The organism is Luteimonas sp. 3794 (assembly GCF_031456825.1).
Lineage (GTDB): Bacteria > Pseudomonadota > Gammaproteobacteria > Xanthomonadales > Xanthomonadaceae > Luteimonas.
The window spans coordinates 331,873-356,089 of record NZ_JAVDVJ010000001.1; the positions used below are offsets into that span (position 1 = coordinate 331,873).

General features: G+C 60.4%; 16 protein-coding genes and 2 pseudogenes. 6 read left to right on the forward strand and 12 right to left on the reverse strand.

The genetic code is table 11. From position 1 onward, the window contains the following. Window positions 1-506 precede the first annotated feature (506 nt). The 3 genes from J2X52_RS01520 to J2X52_RS01530 form a co-directional block, all read right to left on the reverse strand. Window positions 507-806 carry an Imm27 family immunity protein gene (locus J2X52_RS01520; protein ID WP_310147702.1) on the reverse strand — a complete coding sequence of 100 codons (300 nt, stop codon included), beginning with the start codon at window positions 804-806 and terminating at the stop codon, window positions 507-509. After that, on the reverse strand, window positions 803-4,018 hold the full coding sequence (locus tag J2X52_RS01525; RefSeq protein ID WP_310147703.1) for a polymorphic toxin type 10 domain-containing protein: 3,216 nt from the start codon (window positions 4,016-4,018) through the stop codon (window positions 803-805). The genes J2X52_RS01520 and J2X52_RS01525 overlap by 4 nt, the downstream gene beginning before the upstream one ends. A gap of 222 nt (window positions 4,019-4,240) precedes the next feature. After that, on the reverse strand, window positions 4,241-5,977 hold the full coding sequence (locus tag J2X52_RS01530; protein WP_310147705.1) for a hypothetical protein: 1,737 nt from the start codon (window positions 5,975-5,977) through the stop codon (window positions 4,241-4,243). A gap of 859 nt (window positions 5,978-6,836) precedes the next feature. Here J2X52_RS01530 and J2X52_RS01535 point away from each other — a divergent pair. Further along, window positions 6,837-7,928: pseudogene (locus tag J2X52_RS01535) on the forward strand (IS3 family transposase). 553 nt (window positions 7,929-8,481) lie between these two features. Here the strand turns inward: J2X52_RS01535 and J2X52_RS01540 are convergent. The 6 genes and pseudogenes from J2X52_RS01540 to J2X52_RS01565 form a co-directional block, all read right to left on the reverse strand. After that, window positions 8,482-8,706 (reverse strand): helix-turn-helix transcriptional regulator, encoded by a 225-nt coding sequence (locus J2X52_RS01540; RefSeq protein WP_310147707.1) that lies wholly within the window; start codon window positions 8,704-8,706, stop codon window positions 8,482-8,484. 983 nt (window positions 8,707-9,689) lie between these two features. Continuing rightward, entirely contained in the window at window positions 9,690-11,642 is a 1,953-nt protein-coding gene (locus tag J2X52_RS01545) for a hypothetical protein (protein WP_310147709.1), read from the reverse strand. Between the two features lie 68 nt (window positions 11,643-11,710). Continuing rightward, complete coding sequence (locus J2X52_RS01550) at window positions 11,711-13,444, reverse strand: hypothetical protein (protein ID WP_310147712.1); 1,734 nt, start codon at window positions 13,442-13,444, stop codon at window positions 11,711-11,713. After that, window positions 13,437-14,339 carry a tyrosine-type recombinase/integrase gene (locus tag J2X52_RS01555; RefSeq protein ID WP_310147714.1) on the reverse strand — a complete coding sequence of 301 codons (903 nt, stop codon included), beginning with the start codon at window positions 14,337-14,339 and terminating at the stop codon, window positions 13,437-13,439. The genes J2X52_RS01550 and J2X52_RS01555 overlap by 8 nt, the downstream gene beginning before the upstream one ends. 514 nt (window positions 14,340-14,853) lie before the next feature. Further along, window positions 14,854-15,900: pseudogene (locus J2X52_RS01560) on the reverse strand (YifB family Mg chelatase-like AAA ATPase); the annotation flags it as partial. A gap of 10 nt (window positions 15,901-15,910) precedes the next feature. Continuing rightward, window positions 15,911-16,201 carry an accessory factor UbiK family protein gene (locus J2X52_RS01565; protein WP_310147716.1) on the reverse strand — a complete coding sequence of 97 codons (291 nt, stop codon included), beginning with the start codon at window positions 16,199-16,201 and terminating at the stop codon, window positions 15,911-15,913. Window positions 16,202-16,419: 218 nt separating this feature from the next. Here J2X52_RS01565 and J2X52_RS01570 point away from each other — a divergent pair, with 218 nt between their 5' ends. Both J2X52_RS01570 and J2X52_RS01575 read left to right on the forward strand, forming a co-directional pair. Continuing rightward, window positions 16,420-16,758: a P-II family nitrogen regulator gene (locus J2X52_RS01570; protein ID WP_310147717.1), complete on the forward strand. Its 339-nt coding sequence runs from the start codon at window positions 16,420-16,422 to the stop codon at window positions 16,756-16,758. A 16-nt stretch (window positions 16,759-16,774) separates the two neighbouring features. After that, window positions 16,775-17,209 (forward strand): hypothetical protein, encoded by a 435-nt coding sequence (locus tag J2X52_RS01575; protein WP_310147719.1) that lies wholly within the window; start codon window positions 16,775-16,777, stop codon window positions 17,207-17,209. Between the two features lie 9 nt (window positions 17,210-17,218). Here J2X52_RS01575 and speE read toward each other — a convergent pair whose 3' ends face one another. After that, window positions 17,219-18,070 carry a polyamine aminopropyltransferase gene (speE, locus tag J2X52_RS01580; RefSeq protein WP_310147721.1) on the reverse strand — a complete coding sequence of 284 codons (852 nt, stop codon included), beginning with the start codon at window positions 18,068-18,070 and terminating at the stop codon, window positions 17,219-17,221. 157 nt (window positions 18,071-18,227) lie between these two features. On the opposite strand from speE, the gene J2X52_RS01585 reads away from it, so the two are divergent. Together J2X52_RS01585 and speA are read left to right on the forward strand one after the other, a co-directional pair. Next, complete coding sequence (locus J2X52_RS01585) at window positions 18,228-20,105, forward strand: M48 family metalloprotease (RefSeq protein ID WP_310147723.1); 1,878 nt, start codon at window positions 18,228-18,230, stop codon at window positions 20,103-20,105. An 82-nt stretch (window positions 20,106-20,187) separates the two neighbouring features. Next, window positions 20,188-22,077, forward strand: a complete 1,890-nt coding sequence (speA, locus tag J2X52_RS01590; RefSeq protein ID WP_310147725.1) for an arginine decarboxylase — start codon at window positions 20,188-20,190, stop codon at window positions 22,075-22,077. Between the two features lie 12 nt (window positions 22,078-22,089). Here the strand turns inward: speA and J2X52_RS01595 are convergent, their stop codons facing one another. Further along, entirely contained in the window at window positions 22,090-22,536 is a 447-nt protein-coding gene (locus J2X52_RS01595) for an EF-hand domain-containing protein (RefSeq protein WP_310147727.1), read from the reverse strand. 219 nt (window positions 22,537-22,755) lie between these two features. Between J2X52_RS01595 and J2X52_RS01600 the strand changes: the two genes are divergently transcribed. Beyond that, entirely contained in the window at window positions 22,756-23,712 is a 957-nt protein-coding gene (locus J2X52_RS01600) for an MBL fold metallo-hydrolase (RefSeq protein WP_310147729.1), read from the forward strand. Between the two features lie 44 nt (window positions 23,713-23,756). Here the strand turns inward: J2X52_RS01600 and J2X52_RS01605 are convergent, their stop codons facing one another. Then, a complete protein-coding gene (locus J2X52_RS01605) occupies window positions 23,757-24,209 on the reverse strand; it encodes a hypothetical protein (protein WP_310147730.1) in 453 nt (150 codons plus the stop codon). Window positions 24,210-24,217 lie beyond the last annotated feature (8 nt).

A 24,217-nucleotide genomic window follows, 5' to 3' on the forward strand; every position in this document is an offset into this window, starting at 1 on the left:
CGACGCTCAAGCATGACTGTCGGCTTGTAAAGGCGCAATCGGAGTGGTGACAGCCCCCTCGCGGCCAATCGAAGCTCGTCCTAGGACTGTCGAGCTTCCGGGCTTCCGTGCCGAAGCCCCGCTTCTCAGCTTCGCTCCAGCCGTGCTTGCCACTGGCACCACATGAGCGCGAGTGGAGTTGCTTCTAGCAACGTCCGCATCGCACCCTCGGCGGCATGCCACCGATGCGCTATGCGATGGCACACTCGCCCACCACCTCTACTTTCGAATGACTCGAAAGAACGAGGACGCTTCAGTAGGTCGCGACAACCGACATGAGCACAATGGCCACCTGTCTCCCATGGCGTCGGACGAGGCTCACCCTGCTCGAGCTCTGAACGGCTCTCCCAACTGAAAAGGTATTTGAGGACCCTACTGCTCATATTCTGCCGGAACAGTAAGTTCTCAGGCCCACCGGATAAAACTGCTTGAACGCGTTCAAAGGTCCAGAGGATTAAACTTCGCCGTTACGCCGTCGAAGAATAATTCGACCCGGGGTAGTTTTTTTCAACCTCTTCGGCAGTCACGCGCTGAAGTTGAGGTGGCCCTCCTCCGTGCGATTCTGCTTCGGGATAATTTAACTCCCACAGTCTACCGTCACGTGGATCAAGATAAATAATATTCCATCCGCTATCGTCTCTTGCTACCTCTTTTAAATGATCACGAACGAGGAGTTCGATTCGACGGCAATTTTCGTCGGCAACTGGACGCCCATCTTCCAGTACCCAACGACCTGTAATAAGACTTTCCTCTTTGGGAATCTTCATTCAACTATCCTTTGCCTTGCGTCGGATGGAATCCTCTGATTGGGTACGACGAACTCTCTCGCGCCCCCTGCAGTCCGCCCACCACCAACAAACCCCGGGTTGCTCCTGAAGACAGGTGAGGCGACGCCTGGCCCGGGACTCGCGAATTCGATAACCCGGAACCCGCTGTTACTTTGGGGAATGGTAAGCCTTCCCGCAATTTGGGCAGCGTTCATGCCAGCAATATCATCTGCCGCTGTAACGAAAACATCAGCAACACCTGGCGGCCCCAAGCTAGTCGCCGGCACCCCTTCGGGTATCACACGGGCCATCGTCGCCGGTACAGGATTCGCAATTCCACTAGCGGAACTCCTTGAAATCAGGCCTCTGACAGCATTAGCTGCCTGACCAACCAATGCTGCCGCCCGAGTCGCACCAGATCCAACAGCAGTTTCAAATGGAGTAACGCTTCCTTGAACGGCACCACTTCCAGTTGGAGCTACATATCCTGCGTCGCACGCGCAGGCTAAAGACATAAGTACTTCAGCTTGCTGGGCTGCTGTTGGTGTCCCATTTTCTCTAATGTAGTTGAGCTTGAAGGTTTGCTCTCTTCCGTCTGGATCAATGAATATATAAGGGTTGCTTCCTGCATAGCGGTATCGATGGAATTGGCTGACCGGATTGCTGGAGGCAGTGACCGCATCGACAGACAGGAACACGCCCAGTTGCGGATCGTAGTAGCGCTGCTGCATGTACGTCAGCCCGGTCGCCGCATCCTGCACGTGGCCCGTGAACCCCGGCCCATCGAATGCGGCCTTGTTCACCAGCTGTCCGTACGGCTCGTACTCACTCGTCTCTATCGTCGCCTTCGCCGCATTCGTCACCGCGATCGGCGTGCTCAGCGCGTCGGTGTGCTGGTACTTGACAGTACTGGCGGTCGATCCATGCGGCGTCTCCCGGAATGCCACCAGGCTATCGCCGAGGTACATGTACTCCGAGCGCTTCGCCTGCCGGTAGTTCTGCTGGTACAGCAGTTGGCCTGAGTTGGCGTACTGCGAGGTAATGTAACTGGTGCTATTCGTGCGTGCCCGTATCCGTCGGCCGTGGCCGTCGTAGTGGTAGGTCTCTTTGCCCGTCGCAGCCCGCAGCCGGTTGCCGAAGTCAAACTCGTAGCCTTGGGCCCCCTTCGTTCTCAGGTTTCCCCGGATGTCGTAGGCTAGACTCGCTACGGCCGCCCCGCCCACCGTCTGTCGTACCTGGCTCAGCCTGTTGCCCGTGTCGTAGACGTAGGTGTGGTTTCGGGCATGGCTACCGCTCGAGGCATGCACCGTGCTCAGATTGTCCAGCACGTCGTACGCATAGCTGGCCGTGCCGAACATGTTGGACGTGGTCTGTATCAAACGGTCCAAGGTGTCATAGCTCATGCCGCGGGTCTGCCGGCCGTTGACGTGATCGACAATCTGCTGGACGTTGCCGTGCCTGTCATAGGTGTACTGCAGGTCCAGCCTCCGGTTAGCCGTCGCACACGTCCCCGCTACCGCGCAGTCGATGCGGCGCGTCGGCAGGCCACGCGCGTTCTGGGCCTGGGTGTGCACGATGCCGTTGCCGTAGGTGAACTGCTTGAGCGCGCCATTGGGAAAATAAGTTGCCCCGTTGGCGAATGTGCCCACCTGCGTTGGCTGGCCTAGGGCGTTGGGCGCGTAGGCGACCGTCAGGCTGGACGGATAGACAAGCGAAGCTAGGTGACCGTTGCCGTTGTAGCCGTAGCCGATCGCCCACGGCGTAGAACCGGCCAGCGACATACTCTCGCCGACCATCAGGCGCCGACGGTTGTAGCTGTAAGCGTTGACGACCGGTACGCTGCTGTCGGTCGCGTTCTGGGTGGTAATGCTGGCTGGCAGACCGTCGGGGGTGTAGGTCCAGGCCTGGTTGCCCAGTCCGTCCGGGAATGTCAGCGTCAGTAGCCGGTTGCGCGCATCGTAGGTTCGCCCGATCCGATGCTGCTGGATGGGAGCTACCAGCCCGGTCGCGTGACAGGCGGTAGATGTCGACAAGCCGGATGCCGACCACGCCAAGTTGCCGGCGCCGTCATAGCCCATCAGGGTCGCGCCAGTTTCCGGATCGAGGACGCGGCACAGCTGCTGGTTGGCGTCGTAGGCATAACGGCGGTTGACCGCAACCGTGCCGCCCGTCGGGCTACTGCTGTTGCTGCGCCGCAGTTGCGTCGGTTTGCCGAAGCCGTCACGGGTGATGTGGGTCCAGGCCCCACCTGGGTGGGTGATGGTCACCGGGTAGTCCGTTGTTGGCTGGTCCCAGGCCAAGTACGCCGTCGTCGTCTGTGCGCCCTTCGGACTCGTGACCCGGGTCCGAAAGCCGCTCAGATAGGCAGTCGTCGTCGTCAGCAGGCCCAGTTCACTGTCCTGCGACACCGATGTCGCCCGACCGAGCGCGTCGTACTCCCTCCAAGTGCCGGTCGTCGGGCTGCTGGCCGCGCTCGGATACGAGGCAAACGTGGTACGCCCAGCGTGGTCGTAAGTAAAACGCTGGAAGCGCTGCGTCCCGGCCTCGTTGGCCGTGTCGTACTCGCGCACCAGCAAGGGACGCCACAGGGCGTCAAAGTAGCTGATCTTCCTACCGGTCCCGGTAATCACCGTTTGCCGCCAGTGACCGGCTGGAATGCCGTACTCGGCGCTGGCCACAGGTTGGAACACCTGCGTGGTCGTGCTCCACGCGGTGCTGTCGCCGGTCGGGTAGGCGATGCTAGCCAGCCGCCCCATCGCGTCGTAGGTGTAGTTAGTGGCGAACCCGTTCTCGTCGGTGACGCGGGTGAGCCAGCCGGCGGCACTGACCACTGCCGACTGCGTGCTGCCGCCGGGATACCGGATGCTCCGCGGGATGCCTCGGTACCAGCTCGACAGCGTGGTCACGTTGTTGTTGCCGTCCTTGACGGTGGCGACCGTGCCGTCGGTGTTGTAAGTCAAAGTCTGTTGCAGCTTGCCGAACGCTTTCGTTGTGAGGGGCTGGGCATTGGCACTGTAGGTCGTGTCAGTCGTTACGACGCCGTTGGCCGTCGTCTTGGACGCCTGACCCAAAACCCATTTGGTCATATTGTCATGATAGGTAATCGTCTCAGTGCGTGAGTAGCTTTGAGCATTTACTACCCCAATACCGGAAATTGAATAAAGCGCCACGGCTATCAAGAATGAGTGGAAATACAGCTTTTGCTTGTTCATTTCCATCCTTATGGAATTGGGCGCTAGACTCTGTGATGCTCGTAGGCGCGCATAGACATCAAGCGCATTCATGCCCTAAGTGAATTTCGCTTTGGCTAGGCCTTGGATTTTTTGGTGACCGGACGGCTGCATCCTTCTATCGCCTCGCGAAGATAAATGCCAGCCCCACAAGTCCCAGCGCCTGCCAAACACCCAAGCCGCATTAGCCCGAATGACCACCGGTCAGTTGCCGGTGGAAGACTTTACGATCCTAGCTGGACGTGCAAAATAATCGAATTCACTGAAATTCGTTCTAAACGTGACGTTGCTTTCAACGATTGTCTTGGCTGAGAGCGGCCTATTCTTAAACCAAAAATCATTGCCCCATGACCCAACAGCCGTTCCATTAGTTGCTCTGTGAGGCATCTCACCCACTCGATCCGGGAACGGCTGCCCTTGTGATTCCTGTACATACTCGAATTTCTCTTGACGCAAGATTTGCGATCCTTGGTATACATTCTTGACGAGCAACTGCCCGAAATTGGTCGAAAATACATTGCCAAACTCATAAACGACCTTGGTGCCGTCAGGAGATATTATGTTAGTCCTGGATCTGTCTGAGCTAGAGGCAGCCCCTGCAAAGGACCAACTTTGATCGTAGCTATACTCCCACGTGCTTCGAACCAATCCGGGACCAGCCAATGATTTCGATTTAATCGCATAATGGAGATAAGCGAAGGGCACCCCCATGGTGCTTTTATATCGAGTCACCGTGTCCATCACGCAATAACCCGGAGCCTGATTTATGCCTGTGTGAGATAACTCAACGTCATAAATACTTTCCAATCCTGATGGGTGATTAATATGGATCGAGCCCCTTGTGTTTGCCGCTGAATACCCCACATAACCTGTACCCAATATTTTAGCCGGCAAGGCACAATGGGTTTGGAAAAACTGTCCAGCGGCCCTCCCGTCTATGTGGGCGTCGAGAGAGCCAATAGGCCCCGAGAACGTCCATCGGCTTTGATCCGGATTTATAACCTCGCTAAGCCCCAAGGTCTCATACCGCGAATCTATGCGAGCATATCTATACTCCCACGATCGCTGCTCATGCCTGGCGAACCTCACCCTATCTTGGTCGTATTCGATCTCGACCTGTGATCCGTCGCTTGCCGAAATGGATATAAGCTTAGCGCTCGAATTGTGCGCACCGCTATAATTGTAGGTTATATAGTTACCATGCCTATCCTCTACCCTTGTCGCCAGAAGGAAAACTTTTGATAGGCTCAGCCATAATCCTTGATATTGCCCAACCATCCCCGATATTGAGTAATGCGGCTGGGTTGACATCCAGTCAAAGAAGTACTTCGTTCCGCTCGCGGTTACTACGACAAAACCCTCTCCAGATCCATTCTTAATCGAGCTTAGGCAGCGGACGCGCGAATGCGATTTCGTGACGCCGTAATATTGGTTCCCATCTTGGGGTGCCGGGGCTCCATCGTCTATGTTGAGAAGGGTTTCAGATCCCTTGCCGGGCATGTAAATCTGGACCCCACGCCACCAGTTGTTACCGCTTAACGCCCCTACCGCTGATCCAGCAGGCTTAGGTGCGAAATTTCCTGACGAGCAGCGCTTTCCATCATTAGATCCAGCATTCCATCCTTCATTAGAGCTGTACGTTCCGACCATATAAGGGACATTAAGATCCCAGGTTGCGAAACCAGCCGGTCCACCTAATCCGGCCGTTCTCCCAAAGCTCAGGCTGAGCTCATCGCTTACCGTGAAATCGATATCGTTATAATCGAAAGAAATAGATCCATCTTGTAGATTAACCCTCGCGACATCATCATCGGTGCTAAGTGGCACGAACTCCTGCGCTTTCCTGGCCTCTTCACCGTAATAATTAGAACTATATACCTGCGCGCTTGCATTCCCGCAGCAGAACAAAATCAAAAAAGCAAACGGCACGTCCAGTTTCATTTCAATTTCTCTTTATCGAAGGATTTTCGCGTAGATCGATAGCGATAATAATACTCGGTCAAAATCCGGATTTAATTTAGTCACTGATAACATCAGCGCACTCCTATAAAGATCCTTTTATTAATATAAGTGCAGAGTTCTTGAAATTCACTGTCATGCCAAGATATACTAGGGCAGCGCACGGCGCCAATAACGCATCGCCATGGAATCCGAATTAGCCGAAGGTTACTTTCATGCAAAAGGAATGCACGAGCTATGAATTGGCCTTGGGATGCAGATGCTAGATAAATGTAAAAAAGTCAGGGGTGTCGCAAGGGAAAACAGCAGTTTTTTGCAGAATCCAAGACTGAAGCGCTACTCATTATTGGTGTAGTTCCCACGTTCTTAGCGGCCGCCACACGAGCGCGCGAATAAATACGTCGTGGAAATCCCGTTTTTCCATCACGCGAAAGGTGGACTCCGCATAACTCATTTCGATTGCATCATCAGCTCGATTTCTGGAATTTTCTGAGAAATCCCAAATCGCTTAGCCCGACTCTTTTACAAATGGAGCTCGCCTTTGCAGGATGCGGAAGACGCAGACGCGCCCTTACGAGACTAGCGTCAGTGGACGCAGCAGCCCGCTAAGCTCGCTGATGACGCAAGCCTCGATCGAGATCGCTGCATCGCGCCGACTTCCCAACGCTGATAACCCCCTTATAGCTGCCGATGGTCCCACAGGCTATAGGGAAAATCTTACGATCGATCTGTATGCCCCCCCCCCCCCCGCGTGCGGCATAAGCGCGGCACAGCGACGTTCCCCCGCAATTGAGTAGCAGGCTGCTTTGGAGTCCAATCCCCAACGAGAAGGAGATTGGACGTGAAGAAGCGTTTCAGCGAAGAACAGATCATCGGCTTCCTGCGTGAGGCCGAGGCCGGCCTGCCGGTCAAGGAACTGTGCCGTCGACACGGCTTCAGCGAGGCGTCGTACTACCTTTGGCGCAGCAAGTTCGGCGGCATGAACGCGTCCGAGGCCAAGCGGCTGAAGGAACTGGAGACCGAGAACGCACGGTTGAAGAAGCTGCTGGCTGAGCAGGTCCTCGAGAACGAAGTGATCAAGGACGTGCTGCGAAAAAAATGGTGAGCGCACCAGCCCGACGCGAGCAGGTGCGCTACATGGCAGGCAAAGGGTTGAGCGAGCGACACGCCCTGCGCGTGGTGGGCATGAGTGCCAGCGCGTTTCGCTACACGTCTCGCCCGGATCGCAATATCGAACTGCGGGCGCAGATCCAGGGCTTGGCGTATCGGCATAAGCGCTACGGCGTAGGAATGATTTACCTCAAGCTGCGGCAAGGCGGCCACATCGTGAACTACAAGCGCGTGGAGCGGTTGTATCAGCAGGCGAAGCTGCAGGTGCGGCGGCGCAAGCGCAAGAAGGTGCCGATGGGCGAGCGGCAACCGCTGATCCGTCCGGTCGCCCGCCAACGAAGTGTGGTCGATGGACTTCATCTTCGATCGCACGGCCGATGGTCGCGTCATCAAGTGTCTGGTAATCGTGGACGACGCGAGCCACGAGGCCGTGGCCATCGATGTCGAGCGTGCGATCTCGGGCCATGGCGTCAGTCGTGTGTTGGATCGTCTGACGCTCAGCCGTGGCCTGCCAAAGGTGATTCGGACCGACAACGGGAAGGAATTTTGCGGTGAGGCGATGTTGAGCTGGGCACATGAGCGTGGTGTCGCGTTGCGCCTGATCCAGCGGGGAAAACCGAATCAGAACGCTTACATCGAGTCCTTCAACGGACGCCTGCGTGATGAGTGCCTCAACGAGCACTGGTTCCTGACATTGCTGCACGCGCGCACCGAGATCGAGCGCTGGCGCAGGGAATACAACGAGGACAGACCCAAAAAAAGCATCGGCGGACTGACGCCCACCGCCTATGCAAAACAGCTGGCGGCCAAGCCGCTACGATGAGCCCGGACTCCAAACAGACCCGCTGCTGAAAGCGGGGACGTCGAAGCCCCACCGAGCGGAAAGAGGTTTCTTACTGATCCACATCTATTCGCGATGATCTGACTTCTGGTGAAGTCTCAACTCCCAGCCCGCTATCTCCATAGCGCGCCACCAACTCATTAGCCCGGGTCCGAAGTCGATCGATTTCGGTCGCCGACAGCATGCGTGCTACTCGGTCATTGTTGCTTAGCTGAGAACGCTCGTCAGCATCCAAGGATGAAAACCGACTCGAAGTTAGCTTCAACGACGAATCAAGCCGAGATTTCCTTTTGTGGGCCAATCGAACTTCAACCTCTGATAGGGGTGTGGACACTGGAAGAAACGCACAGGACTATCTGCCGGATCGCCCGTTCTGCCAAAAAGCCCATAGCGCAACAAACGCTGCTAGAACGACGCAACCGAGCACTAAGAAGGCAGCGAGCATGTAGACGTCGCCAATATCGATGTTCTGGCACATCATCAGTGAACCCGAGTGCAAAAGAGGCGCGAACCATCAAGTGGATCTGGTGCTCCGCTACAGACCTGCGCTGAGCATGAGTTCGGCAGCTTTGATGTGAAGCCCATCGCAAATCCTGAGCAAGGTGCTCAACGTAACGTTCTTTCCTCCACGTTCGATCGCGCTGTAATACGCGCGATGCATGTCGATCAGATCCGCGAAAGACTCCTGGCTGTAGCCCGCGGCCTCGCGCTTCGCGCGAAGAGCGAGCCCCAATGCAGCCTGTGAAGTCCCGTCGTTCATCCGGCGACGGTAACGATCTTGCTACTTTTAAGGTCACACCCTTAAAGGTAGGCTTCTTTAAAGTATCATACACTCGCCGATGATCGAGATCCTGGGACATCAAGAGACCTTTCGACTGTTCGTTCCCCCTGGGTTGATGGAGGAGCTGCGCGATGTCGTGGGTCTAGCCTTAGCTCGAGATGTTGATGGCAGTGTCGGGTCGGCCGCTGCAACAGCACTCGTGCAGGCTCTCCTCCCCTATGCAAAGCCAGATCGTAGGCTCCCGACAGCTGCCCAGATCAAGTATGCGTTGGATCTCGGCCTCCAACTTGGCAAAGAAGTCCCTGCTGAGGCGTTGCGTAACCGAGGCGCCATGGGGGCATTTCTCAGTCTCTACGGGGCACAGCGAGGCAGCAGAACAAGATGCCGAGAGGACTGAGGAGCTAGATCTCCATTGCGAGATCTATGCCGATAGAGCAGCGCCGTGACACCAGCAGCCGAAGGGAGAAGGCGCGACAGCAAACGGGGCAGGCATCTACTGTAGTCCCGCGTGAAGTTCAGCAGGTACGGTCTACTTGCCAGACTGTGCAGGTCGCAATGGAGCTACATTGGTCCTCGGCCCAAGTGCCACTAGTCGTTCGTTCTCCAAAGCTAAGTACAGAATGCGAGACTCTGCATCGACTAACTTGGAAAGAGCGTCGTCGCGCTGCATCTTGAGGTCTTCAATCTGCTTACGTAGATCACGATTGCGTGACCGGCCAGCCAAGACCTGCTGGCGAGGCGTAGGGTTGGGAGGAGCGCTGCCATAGGAAGCAATCCACTGTTGGATTTCATCAACCAAGGTGGGAAAGCGCGATCTACGCAGTGCCGAAGGATCGACGCCCGCCTCCTTCGCGACATTGTTCTGGCTTATCTTAGATCCCTTTCGTACCCGAATCGGCTTGCCTACCTTAAGCCGTTCCAGAGCTTCTCTGAATCGCGCCTCAGCGCGCCCCACACCAGGGCTAAATGTTGTCGAGGGCATCAATTGCACGCTCTGTGGATTCGATCTGCGCCTGTAATGATAGCCAGAGTGGTGACCCTTTAGTGGCGTGACTTTGTCGTGTTCCGAGGAGGTCTCGTAGCTCGTCTATCAGCGCTCTCTTCTCTCGGTCGAGTAGCAAGAACTCACAGGGCTTCTCCAAACTGTGCCCCATGCATCCACTCACATTGCTGATGCCACCCAGTTCGCAGGGGATGCCTGGCTTTGCACAGCCGCCCAAAAAGTTCTCTCGATAACTAATCCGCCCAGCGCGGGCATGCTCGATCAGGCCTGCATGATCCGCACCAGAGATAGGCAACAATATCTGTGCCTTTCGCTTCTCGTTGTACGGAGAGATGAAGCGATCCGAAGCCAAGTCTTTAAACTGACTCACCAGGCTGCGGTACATCTCTTTGAGATAGACGCCTCTAGCTTCTTCATCAAAACTGCTGCTTAAGCGGTAATAGTTCTGGCCGTAGTATCGAGACATTGCACGGCTTGCATGCTTGAGTTGGTACTGCAAGCTGCTGTCAGAGACCAGCCCTGAGGCTAGCATGTTGACTGACCCGGTCCTACGTAGCTGATGATTGGCGAGGGGCCAGATCACGCCAACGGAAAACCTCTGAGGATCCAGATTAAAGGTGATCTGCCTAGCAACCTCAAGGTCAGCTGCCGTGATTCGCAACCGCTCCTTGTCAAACAATTTTGGATAAGTCTCGGACACCTGAGCGTAAGACACGGTTGTCTTTCTGGTGGGCTTGTCTTGCGGGCTGGGGCTCCAAGGCTCGTAAGCCCACGACTGTAGCAAGGGATTGCTCTTATCTACTTTCGAAAGTTCCACACTCGGATCCTTCATCGCCGCCTCCAAGCGGAGGCGCGCGATGGAGGTCATTGCACGTATGGCAACCTCGACGCTCGGAGAAACGATCCACTGAGCGGTCGCATCCTGAACTGTCTTTGTAGTGGAGCCAGACAAGATGCAAATATCCTCATTGACATCATCCCGCTCGATGCGAAAGCAACCTGCGCGCAGAGAAAACCCCTCGTCAATCCGCATCAAGGAAAAATTAAGTACGTAAAGTAGACCCACGCGGCATATAAGGGTCATGTAACTTGAAAGCGCCTTGATGCCGGAATACCCAGTGTTGACCCAGCGTTCCAAGAGGTCTTCTATTCCAAATCGGCGCGCAGTAAGACAAAACGGGCCGTAAGAATTGCCATTGAAATTTCGGTTAAACATCTGGGGGTTGAAAGGCGATTTAAAGCTTTTATCCGCTCTGACTCTGTTTGAAAACGATCCGCCGTAGCTCTCTTCATAGGCTGCTAAGCAGAAGCGGTAGCACTTCTCAAACTTGGCTTGGTGTTCGATATAGTCATCAAGACACTCGCGAAGGCGTCCAACTTGATAGGTCCAAATGCGCGGCGGAATGTAAGCGGTCTGCAGGCTAACTCGCTCGGGAATTAGACTGGCCAACAACGCAAGTCCCGCCTCATCAAGAATCACAAAGCCGAGCGAATCACGAGCCGCGAGTAAATCTGTCAACTTTGAAAAGATTGCCGCGCAAGTGGAGCGGGGCAGCCTGGCCGCAAGCTCTTCGATTACCTTAGGGTACCGGTAGAGATCAGTTGCACAGATTCCGGCTTCAGTGCACGCAACAAAGAGCGGCGTTATCGCCTCATGCCGGTTCTTCAGCGACCTTGGAGTGGGGCAGCCTCTTGGTCCCCAGATCCACCACGCTGTGATCAAACGAAAGACGTCTGCGTTCTCCGGGTCAACTCTCACCCCGGTTCTTTTTCTATCGCCGAAGTTCAGGATGCAGGACACATCTGACAGTGGAGTAAAATTCCATATGGAGTCACCGTACCTGGACACCACGTTGCCCAGCGCGTCGATTACGACGGGAAAATCGAGTGCAGGCGGCCACGTCTTGGGCATAAAATTATCGGCGGCCGTCGAGACTTGGCCACATCCAATCTGATAACCACTTAGCAATGAGCTGGGGATCATCCGAGGATCTCGAAAAGCTGGATGTGGCCTTCCCACGAAGCGTGGTAACGCCCCGCGCGTACCGAATCGCGGGCATCACTAACCCAGTGGGCCTGAACCTCGCTTCCGGCAGCGATCTCATTTAGTTTCAGATTGATGCGTTCGATCACACGAACTCCAGGGTGAACCGAGCCTGTCGCGTCGGGCTTGTACAGTGACACCTCAAGAACCTTCAGATGGGCGTGTGAAGCAAGCTTCCAACAGTAGTCCGCGCTCAACACATCTCGATGATGGTCGCAAAAGAGGCAGCCCTCCGGGCTTATACAGTCCGGTGCAGGTGCATCAACAGCTGATCCGGGAGTGGCGATCGGAATTTGCCCAGACGCAACGCAAAATCCTGGTCCGGGAGATTCAACGTTTGGGTCGGACCTAACATGAAATCTAGATATCTCGACGGCTGCTCGCTGGTGATGCGGCTCCTCGTAGTGGCGTAGCAGAGTTTGCCTCGAGTGAGCGGCCATATCAGCAGTCAATGCGAGGCTGCCGCTATGTCGTAACAACCAGTTGACACGAGCTTTTCTCAGGGATCTTGGGCCGAAACGAGCCAAGCCGAGTTGACCTGTCGAAAAGCGAATTGCTTGGAAAGTCGGCAGCGCGTGCTGTGGTGGAATTTGCCTCGTAGAGACAAATGGAAATAGCTTGTCGCTCGCCTCACTAAGGCCTGTTTCATCTAGCCAAGAAAGGTAATTCTTCCAGTGTTCGCGATAAGCTCTGAAACAGCGGAAGACAGCTTCGCCACCACGACGACCTTTGTAGACCCGATACGCAACGATGTCTTCGCCCTCAGACTGCCACCGGTAGCTCTCCCTGCGAAGGCTGGCCGCCTGCGCCAGATTCATAGCGCTTTGAGCAATGAAGATTAAGAGTTCTGCCTCGACGCGAAGCGTCAGAAGGCGAGTGCGTCGATTATCGTCGACGACGCTGTCGCCCTCGTTCAATGGCGCTCTCGAGACTTCTAAACGCTGCTTCTTAACACCGGTAAAGGTCTCGGGGTCGGTGCCTAGGTTCTTCAGGAGGCCTGCAATTAAGAGCGTCTGCCCGGTCCTGAGCGGCAGAGTGACAGGAAGAGCGCCGCGGACCACCTCTACGGTGAGCCCGCTACAGACATCAGCTAGAAAATTACCGAACTCGAATGTTTCTTCCAGGTTGGCCTTGTCAGCTTGATTGCCAAGCACCTTCCTGCTGGAATTGTTGCGTAAGCGGGTCATGCGGACCAACCAGCTAGCTGGATTTGGACCCCGAAACCCAATTGAGCGAGCTACGATGTCAGCAACCCTCCTAGCAAGGCAGTATGCGACCTGCGGGCTGAGATTCTTATGCAGATGAACCCGTTCTAGAAGATATTCAGTCCAGCCAATAAATGAGAGCTTGATTGAGTCGCCGGTGATTTCTGAGTCAGATAGGTCCGCCCACTTTATAAATCTCCAAATGGCATTTAACTTTGAGATGACAAAGTGGGGTGAACAGCCACGGGCTAAGTTTGCTGAAATTTCGTGATGAAGACTTGTGACTAGTTCGGCACGTGCGACCTGCGGCTCGCCGTAGATTCCATCTTTAATCAACAGAAGAGCTTTATCTCGTCGTGCAGCTGCAGCCCCTTTGTAAAGAAGGACCTGAAAATCCCACTCTGTCTGATGAGTCCCGTAGCTCAACTGCGGGAAAGTCAGATCAGTTCGTGTCGTATCAGGCACGTAGCGCAACCTGGCCTCTCGCGAGGCCTAGAAAGGCTTCGGTGAAGGCGTCAGCGGCCTCAGCCATTGCTGCGGTACGCTCGATGAACTTGACGTATCGAAAGGTTGTAGCCTCGTCGCGATGGAGGCACGACTCTCGAACTAGATCAATTGCGTCACGGGCAGACATACAGCTTAGGGCGGCCCTCATCAGCTCTGTCGCAAAGGTCGCTCGAGTACGGTGGAAGTGGAAATCACGAAGGATACCCACCCCTTCCGATCTTCCCTGGCTTCTGAGGCGAGACATAGCCACGTTAATGGCTCGGCTTTCATCTGAGCCATAGGGTTGACCAAACCGATTTAGGAAAACGAGGTCTCGATCTTCCTCCTCTGCCAACGCTTGGCGTTTGAGGCGCCTAGTGCTTGTCGAATACCTTCGAATCTCATCAAGTACATCATCCAAGATGGGGACCATGCCGCTGACACCGAATTTTGTTGCAACCGGCGGCCTAGCGCCCGGTCCAACCGCAATTCGGTGCCATCCTACGATGGGGTCAACGGATGCATTTGTCAGGGTCTGCACCTTCAGATCCGCTATGGTGCCGATGCGGAGGCCAGAGCGGAAACCGAGCAGAAGCATCAGCCAGGTCTCTTCGCTTGCCGCACGCCTAGCAAAACGCAATATCTCATTCATCTGGTCGATCGAGACTGGAAGAAGGCCTTCTTCTACCGTCAAGCTACCTGCGGGTCTGCGATTTGGAATTGAAAGATCAGTGCTTGTGACGCGCAGGGTGTGCTCAAAGCCGAAGCCGTCTTTCAATCGGATGCCTATCTGACGTTCGTTCCACATAGGCCACTGAGCCGAAAGCAGCTTTGTGGATTTCAGCCATCTGTAGAACCGGACAACGGTAGCCATCCGTTGTGCCGCAGTGGAGGGCGCCAGCTCGCCGTCATTACGAGCAGAAACGAGTGCGCCTCGAAAGCGGTTTAGGCATCTTTCACTTTCGCGTGCGGGGAAGTGCCACCAATGGATGCTCTCTGCTTCTAGCCACTTTGCGTAGGCAGCTAAGTGCGACATCGATCTGGTAACAGTTGCCAGATCTTTCTTTTGCGAGGTCGCTTGATGAAGTGCCCAGAGATTGGCTTCACCCCACGTGCTGCCATCCGTCCAACAGATCTGAGGAAGAGCTGGCACTGGCCTAGATGCAGAGCGCTCCCATTTCACGCGACCGCCTTGTAGCTCGGCGCGCCACGGCAAGTAGTTAATTAGGACGAGGCTAGCCATCGCCGCTTGGCCGCGATCTGGCCGAACTATTGTTGCTACGAGTCGACAATCTCTAAGCCCCACAAGCCTGGGATTGCCTGGGATCTTAGTGTCATCAATTCACCATGTATAGGGTGCGACTGCGCAAGTGCATGTAACCAGTGCAGCCACAGGGGCACGGATTCATGGCCGCCACGAGTTGGAAACGCGCTGGAAATTCGCTCTGGCGCGCGGCGCGCGAGATCGTGACGACGCCAGACTCCAGCGGCTCGCGCAGGACTTCCAGTGCATGGCGTTGCCATTCGGGAAGTTCGTCGAGAAAGAGCACGCCGTTGTGCGCCAGCGAGATTTCGCCGGGGCGCGGTTCGGCGCCACCGCCGACCAGCGCCACCGCGCTGGCCGTGTGGTGCGGATTGCGAAATGGGCGCGTCCGCCAGGCCGTCGGGTCCAGTCCACGGCCACTGACCGACAGGACCGCGGCGGTTTCGAGCGCCTCGGCTTCACTTGCGGGTGGCAGCAGACCGGGGAGTCGCGACGCCAACAGCGTCTTGCCGCAACCGGGCGGTCCGACGAGCAGCAAGTGATGCCCGCCTGCCGCTGCGATCTCCAGCGCGCGCCGCGCCTGCGCCTGGCCGCGTACATCGCGCAAGTCCGTCGTCGGCACCTCGCGTTGCGGTGGTGGTACCGCCTGCGGCAATGACTTCTGCCCGCCCAACATCGCGCAGACTTCGAGCAACGTGCGGGCGGTATGGACGGCCACACCCGAGGCGAGCGCGGCTTCGGCGCCATTCGCGGCGGGGACCAGCAGCGCGCGTCCGGTGCCGGCGACGGCGAGTGCCGCCGGCAGTGCGCCATCGATCGCACGCAGTTCACCGGTCAGGCCGAGCTCGCCGACGAATTCCCAGTCGCGCAACGGCTCGGCGGGAATCTGCCCGCTTGCCGCGAGGATGCCGAGCGCGATCGGCAGATCGAAGCGGCCTCCGCCTTTGGGCAGATCGGCCGGTGCGAGATTGACGGTGATGCGGCGCGCGGGAAATTCGTACTGCGCGCACTGGATCGCGGCGCGTACCCGGTCCTTGGCTTCGCGTACCGCGGCTTCCGGCAACCCGACGATCGACATCGACGGCAGACCGCCGCCGAGATGCACTTCAACCTTGACCTCGGGGGCGCGGATGCCTGCGCGCGCACGTCCGTGCACGAGCGCAAGTCCCATGGCGTGTCCTCTAGTGGGCGGTATTGCTCGCGTTACCGGTTGACGCGCCGCTGGCGGGCGACGACTGGGCTTCGATCTGGCGCACCTGCGCTTCCAGCGCTTCGAGCTTCTCGCGTGTGCGCAGCAGCACCGCGCGCTGGACTTCGAATTCCTCTCGGGTCACCAGATCCAGCTTGGTCAGACCCGACTGCAGCACGGCCTTGAAGTTTTCCTGGATCTCTTCGCGGCTCTCACGCAGGCCCGGCGGCACCAGACTGCTGAGGCGGCGGGCGAGTTCGTCGACGGAGTTCAGATCGATCATCACAATGTCCTTGGTTGCATGGCCAGACTCGCCCGGCAGTTCTATGCATGCCGTCAGCGGCGGCCTTGGGGCGCGGTAGGGGAATCCCGGCGCCTCGCGGAGCGGCACTACAGCATGCAGATGGGGCCGCGGCAATCCGCGGTTGCAGCGATGGTGTGGGGCGCCGCGTGAGCGTGGCGTATCCTGTATCGGTATCCATACCCGGGGAGGCCCATGCGATGAAAATGGTCATGGCCATCATCAAACCGTTCAAGCTCGACGACGTGCGCGAAGCGCTTGCCGACGTCGGCGTCAACGGCATCACCGTCACCGAGGTGAAGGGCTTCGGCCGCCAGAAAGGCCACACCGAGCTCTATCGAGGCGCCGAGTACGTCGTCGATTTCCTGCCGAAGGTGAAGCTGGAAATCGTGGTGACCGACGACATCGTCGACAACGTCGTCGAGTCCATTCTCAAGTCGGCCGGCATGGGCAAGATCGGCGACGGCAAGATCTTCGTCTACGACCTCGAGCGCGCGGTGCGGATCCGGACCGGCGAGCTCGACGGGGATGCGCTCTAGCGCTCATCGGTATGTCGTGCTGCTCGCGCTGCTGGCCGGTGCGAGCGACGCAGCCAATGGTCCGTTGCGGATAGACCCGCAGCCGATTCACAACTCCGAATGCGGCTGTTCGCTCACCGAGGGCGAACAGCCCTGGGTCTCAAACTTCGTACCGCCGCTGCTGATGCAGGATCTGGACGACGGAGCGCCCGCTGTGCTCCGGCTCGACGGGGCGGACCGTGTCCTGCCCATGGTCACCGGCGCATTGAACGTCTGGGGCGCGTCGTGCGGGATGCCGGTCAATGCACGCTTCGCGGGCGGGCCTTACGTCGTCTGGTTTGCCGGCTTCGTCACGCGCACCTGTTACGAGAACGACGGGTGCGAGTACTTCGAGTTCCGCGGACGCCTGTCGGTCGTCCGCGAGGACGGCGCGCGCATCGCCCGCCCAGTGACGGGCAGCTGCGGCTGCTGAGCCGCTGCTTCAGCCCTCGCCCAGCGCCTTCGCCACGAACGGCGGCAGCGACTGCGCGCCCTTGTGAATGTCGGCGGTGTAGTACAGCGTTTCGAACGGCTTGGCGCGGGCGTCGGCTTCGCGGAAGTCGAAGCCCTGGCCCTTGCGCGCCAGCGTGCAGCTCCACCAGCCGGTCGGGTAGCACGGCTGCGGGAACGGCAGGGTCTGGAACGTGGTGAACCCGGCCTTGCCCATCTCGGCGCGCATGGCCTGGATGAGATCCAACAGCACCAGCGGCGATTCGGATTGCTGGACGAGGATGCCATCGTCCTTCAGCGCGCGGTGGCAGCTTTCGAAGAAGGCCTTGTTGAACAGGCCTTCGGCGGGGCCGACCGGATCGGTCGAATCGACAATGACGATGTCGACGCTGCCGGGCGCGCAGTTCGCCATGTAGGCGATGCCGTCGTCGAACAGGATCTCGGCGCGCGGATCATTATTGGATTCGCACAACTCGGGAAAGTACTTCTCGGCCATGCGCGTGACCTGCTCGTCGATATCGCACTGCACGGCCTTCTCGACGCCCGGATGGCGCAGCACTTCGCGCAGCGTGCCGCAGTCGCCGCCGCCGATGATCACGACGGTCTTCGGCGCGGCGTGGGTGAACAGCGCCGGGTGCGACATCATCTCGTGATAGAGGAAGTTGTCGCGCGTGGTGACCATCATCGCGCCGTCGATGAGCATGACGTTGCCCCAGTCGGTCGACTCAAAGATCTCGATCTTCTGGAACGGTGACTGCACTTCGTCGAGCTTCGCGTTGACGCGAAAGCCGATGGCCGAGCCGGCGGGTTCAAAGTTTTCGTAGAGCCAGTTGGGCGCGGTCATCAGGTGTCCTGCAAATCGGATAAGGGAGCATCGGGCGTCGGCCTCTGGTCGAGATGCCGTGCGCGAGGGGCGAAATTGTAGCGAAGTCCAGGTGTCGGCTTCGTGTCCAGAGCGGTGCGATACTGCGCCGCACCCCCTGCCGACACCGCCCGAGCCCATGGAAGATCGCCGCGCGGCGCAGGCCGCCACTGCCCGCCATCGCGCGCGGGTCCAGCGTCTCGAACGCTTCGCCGCCGCATCGCCGCGCGCCTATCTGGTCCGCGTGCTGCTGCTCGCGCTGGCGGGTTACGGCTTCCTGATCGGCCTGTTGCTGCTGCTTGCCGCCGCGCCGCTGGCGATCGCATGGCGGGTGTTCGTACAGGGCGTGCGCTTCGAACCGCAGCTGGCGATCGTGCTGCTGATCGCGGGCGCCGGCATTGCCGCGCTGGTGCGCGCGCTGTGGGTGCGCTTCGAGGTGCCGGCCGGTCGATTGCTCGCCCCGCACGAAGCGCCAGCGCTGCACGCGGAAGTCGAACGTCTACGCGCGGCGACCGGTGCACCGCCGCTCTCGGGCATCGTCATCGACACCCAGCTCAATGCGGCCGCGGCCAGCTTGCCGCGCCTGCTGGGACTCGCCGGGCATCGGCATTACCTGGTGCTGGGGCTGCCCTTGCTGCAGCTGCTTGATCGCGACGAGGCCGCCGCGGTGATCGCCCACGAGTTCGGGCACTTCGGCGAACAGCATGGCCGGCTCGCCGGCTGGCTCTACCGGGTGCGCTTCACCTGGTACCGCGCGGTCGATGGCCTGTCGCGCAGTGGCTTCCTGCTGTCGATGCCAATCGTGCGGTTCTATGCGTGGTACGCGCCCCTGTTCGATGCCTGGAGTTTCGTGCTTGCGCGGACGCACGAGTTCCGCGCCGACGCGACCGCGGCGCGGGTCGTCGACAGGGACGCGATGGCCAGTGCGCTGCTGCGGCTCGAGCACGGCAGCGGGCGCATGCAGTCGACCCTGTGGCCGCGCGTGCTGGCCCGTGCCCGCGTGCAGTCGCACCCGCCGGCGCAGTTGCTCGCGCCGTTGATCGACGGGCTGCGGGCGTCGCCCCATCCGGATCCGGCGCGCCTGCTCGCGATCGCCGATCGCGACGTCGATCCCTACGACACCCACCCGGTGCTGGCGAGGCGCCTCGACGCGCTGGGCGCGCCTGCGGTGCTGCGTCCGCGCGGCGAACCTGCAGCGGCGTGGCTGGGCGATGCGCTCGATGGCATTGAACGCGAACTGGACCAGCACTGGCGTGCGCAGCTGAAAACCGAATGGCAGGCATTGCATACGGCGGCCGCGAACGATCGTGCGCGATTCCGCGAGCTCGACAGCATGTCGGTGCGCTCTGCCGAGGAGGCCGTCGAACACGCGCGTCTGTTCGAAACCGTCGAGATCGATCGCGATCCGCTGCCGGTGCTGGCCCGTGCGCACGCCGCGCATCCGGACAGTGCGATGGCCGCGTTCCGGCTCGGAGTGCGCGAGCTGCAGGCGGGTGATGTCGACGGCATCCAGCATCTCCGTCAAGCCGTCGCGCGCGATGCGGGCGCGGTCGGGCCAATCGGCGATGCGCTGAAGGCGCTGCTGCGCGATCCCGACGTTGATGCCCACACGGCCGGTCAGATCGCCGAATTGCGCGACGCACTCGCCCCGCGCGCCGACGATCTGCGCGATCGCGATGCAGTCGTCGATGGCGATGCGCTGCAGCCGCACGATCTCGACACCGCTGCCCTGGGACGCCTGACCGCCACACTCGCCGGCCACGAACGCGTCACGCGCGCGTGGCTGGCACGCAAACAGGTCGCGATGGTCGAAGCGTCCGCGCACTACGTGCTGCTGCCGGACTGGCGCGGCTCCGTCGCCAGCGAGGCCGCCGGCCTGCGCGCGCTGTCGGAAGACCTGCATCTGCCGGGCAGCCACACCGTGTTCACCGGCAGCGAGGCCGCGGCAGTGGCGAAGCAGGTCCGGCGGCTGTGCGCCGAGCCGGTCTACCAGAAGGGGAAAGGACAGGCCCTCTGAGCGTTGCCCGGCCGGTGTCACCGCAGGTTCGGGCGGCAGACCCTAGACTATGCGGCCTTCACGCCCGCCCGGAATGCCGCCGATGACCGCCTGGTCCACCGACCTCGCCCGCAAGACCTACTCGATCCCGCACTGGAGCGAGGGGTATTTCGACGTCGACGACGCCGGCCGCATCGTGGTCTCGCCGCGCGGCAAGCACGGCCCGTCGATCGCGCTGCCCGAGGCGGTCGATGCCGCGCGCGCGAACGGCGCACAGCTGCCGATGCTGGTGCGCTTTCCCGACATCCTCGGCGACCGCCTCGCGCGGCTGCAGGAGGCGTTCGCGCAGGCCCAGGCCGAGTGGGACTACCCGGGCGGCTATACGGCCGTCTATCCGATCAAGGTCAACCAACACCAGGGCGTCGCCGGCACGCTGGCCACGCACCACGGTGACGGCTTCGGTCTGGAAGCGGGCAGCAAGCCGGAACTGATGGCGGTGCTGGCGCTGTCGCGGCCCGGCGGGCTGATCGTCTGCAACGGCTACAAGGACCGCGAATACATCCGCCTCGCGCTGATCGGCCGCAAGCTCGGGCTGCAGACCTTCATCGTCGTCGAGAAGCCGTCCGAACTCGCGCTGGTGATGGAAGAAGCCGCCGCGCTCGGCGTCAAGCCGGGTCTCGGGGTGCGCATGCGGCTGGCCTCGCTCGGCGCCGGCAAGTGGCAGAACAGCGGCGGCGACAAGGCCAAGTTCGGCCTCAATCCGCGCCAGCTGCTGGACCTGTGGAAGAAGCTGCGCGACGCCGGCATGGCCGACTGCCTGCAGCTGCTGCATTTCCATATGGGCTCGCAGATCTCCAACGTCCGCGACATCTCCAACGGCATGCGCGAGGCAGTGCGCTATTTCGTCGAGCTGACCAAACTCGGCGCGACGATCAGCCACGTCGACGTCGGCGGCGGACTCGGCGTCGACTACGAAGGCACGCGCTCGCGCAGCTACAACTCGGTCAACTACGGCATCCGCCAGTACGCCGGTTCGATCGTGCAACCGCTGGCCCAGGCCTGCGCCGAGCATGGCCTCACACCGCCGCGCATCGTCACCGAATGCGGCCGCGCGATGACCGCGCACCATGCGGTGCTGGTCGCCAATGTGTCCGAAGTCGAGCGCGCGCCGGAAGGCCGCGTGCCCGACGTGCACGACGACGAGCCGGCCGTGGTCGCGAACCTGCGCGAGCTGCATGCCGAACTGACCTCGCGTCCGGCGGTCGAGCTGTTCCACGAGGCGCAGCACCATCATGCCGAAGGCCTGGCGCTGTACGCGCTCGGCCAGCTCGACCTGACCCATCGCGCCCGGATCGACGACCTGTTCTATGCGATCGCGCACGCGGTGCGCGCGCGGCTGAGCTATGACGAGAAGAGCCACCGGCCGCTGCTCGACGAACTCAACGAGCGCCTGGTCGACAAGTACTTCGTCAACTTCAGCGTGTTCGAGTCGATGCCGGATGTCTGGGCGATCGACCAGGTGTTCCCGATCGTGCCGATCGAGCGCCTGAACGAGATGCCCGAGCGGCGCGGCGTGATCGCCGATCTAACCTGCGATTCCGACGGCAAGATCGACATCTACGTCGAGAACGAGGATCTCGACACCTCGCTGCCGCTGCATCCGCTGCGCAAGGGCGAGCAGTACCGGCTGGGCTTCTTCATGGTCGGCGCCTACCAGGAAATCCTCGGCGACATCCACAACCTGTTCGGCGACACCGACGCGGTGGAAGTGAAGATCCAGGGCGACGGCATCACGGTCGTGCAGCAGCGCCGCGGCGACACCACCGACGTGATGCTCGATTACGTGGGCTACAAGCTGGCCGACCTGCGCGCGCGCTACACCGCGCTGGTCGACGATGCCGCGCTGGCGGCGGACGAATCGCAGCGGCTCAAGGATGCGCTGGAAGCCGGGCTCACCGGCTACACCTATCTGGACGACACGCCGCTGGAGTGACGCGCCGGGGGTTCAGGGCGCGTCCACGCCATGCAATTGGCGCGCTTCGCGCAGCGTCACCTGGCCATCCTTGTCGAAGTCGGCCTGCAGCAGGAAGGCCGTCTGTACCTGGCGGTAATTCGCGAGGGTGATACGTCGGTCGCCGTCCACATCGTAGCCGGCGAATACGCCGGCGATGACCTTCGCCTGTAGATCGGGCGGGAGCTGCGAGGCGCCAGCATCGAGCTGCTGCTTGCGCACTTCCGCATAACTCCACAGGCCGTCCTTGTCGAGATCGTGTTTGCGGAACTCCGCTTCGATCGCGACATGGCTCTCGGCGATCGTGATCACGCCATCACGATTCGTATCAATAGTGCGAAACATGGACTCGACATGGGCAGCACCGCGCGGGTTGGCCTGGGCCAGCGTCGTGCCGAGCAGCAACAGCGACGCGAACGTCGCGACACAGAGACGTTTCATGACGATGGCGTCCTGCCGTTGGTGTGGCGGACACATTAGCAATACGGTTGCGCGCGCAGGGCCGCGTCGTCGTATAGGAATTTTCTGCACGCATCGCCATGCCTTTGCGTCCTGATGGGATGCAGCAGCCCGTCGGAGCCGGCAATCAGGTGTCGATGTTGGGTCTATGCTGCGGCGCTATCGCGGCTTGCCGCGTTCCACGTCGACAGGAGATCCGCCATGCGTCGCTTCGACCCCACCCGTGCCGTATTGACCCTCGCGCTCGCCGCCGTGCTCGCGGCCTGTGCCGACCCTGCGCCGCCACCGGCCACCGTCGATGCCCCGCCGCCGCCGATGACCACGGCCGACACCCCGCCCGCCAGCGACAGCGCCGACGTGCACCGCTTCAGGATCGGCAGCCTCGACGCGGTGATGCTGCGCGACGGCGACATCCGCGTGCCCAACGATGGCAAGACGCTCGCCGTCGGCATCCCCAAGCCCGAGGTTGATGCGGTGCTGACACAGGCCGGTGAGCCGACCGACACCGTGCATCTGGGCGTGCAGGCGCTGCTGGTGCGCAGCGGCGATCGGGTGCTGCTGTTCGACACCGGCGCCGGCGATGCAGACTTCGCCGATGCCGGCCGCCTGCCCGCGTCGCTGCGCGCGGCCGGCGTCGAGCCGGCGCAGGTCACCGACATCTTCATCAGCCACGCGCATCCCGACCACGTCGGCGGTCTGACCGATGGCGCCGGCCAAGCCCTGTTCGCCAACGCGACCGTGCACCTGTCGGCGCCGGAGTGGCAGGCGGTGCAGGCCGAGTCTGCGAACGCCGCGCTGGTCGCGGCGATCTCGCCGCGCGTCGATGCCTTCGCGCCGGGCGCCGAAGTCGTGCCCGGGGTGACCGCGATTCCGGTCGAAGGCCACACGCTGGGCCACAGCGCCTACGAGATCGTCGACGGCGACGCGCGCCTGCTCTACATCGGCGACGCCGCGCACCACTTCGCGGTCTCGGTGCAGCGTCCGGATTGGACCATCGCGTTCGACGGCGACGCGCCGGTCGCCGAGGCCAGCCGCGAAGCCTTGCTGGCGCGCTTGGCCGACAGCGACGTGACCGTGGCCTCGCCGCATTTCCCGTATCCGGGCCTGGGCCGGATCGTGCGCCGCGAAGGCAGCTTCGTCTGGGCGCCGCTGCAGTAAGGCTGCCGGGTGCATCGCCGCGCGTGCGATGCACCGCGCCTGCTTCAACGTGCCGGCGAGACGACACCCTGGTGCATGCGGATCAGTTTCGCCCGCGTGATCTTGCCGTCGCCGTCGTGGTCGGCCTTCAGCAGGCCGTCCACGAAGGCCTGTTGGAGTTCGGCACGCGTGATCCGGCCGTCGCCGTCGACATCCCGGAGCTGCATCGTGGCCTGTCGCAGCACGACGTGGATATCCGGCGGAAACCCGTCGCCGCCCGGGCTGCCGCTCGCGATCTGCGGGTCGAGTTCGGCGATCACGCGCTCGTCGTCCCGGTTCACGTCGAGTGCGCGGAACACCCGCGTCGCTTCCGCACGGGCTTGGGCTTGGTCGATCACACCATCGCGATTGGCGTCCTGCTCGGCGAACATGCGGTCCACCTCCGGATTGGCCGACGCGGTCGTGGAGACAATCAGCAGCGGGACGAGCAGGGCCGTGGTGCAGAGGCTCCGGAACATGACGACGC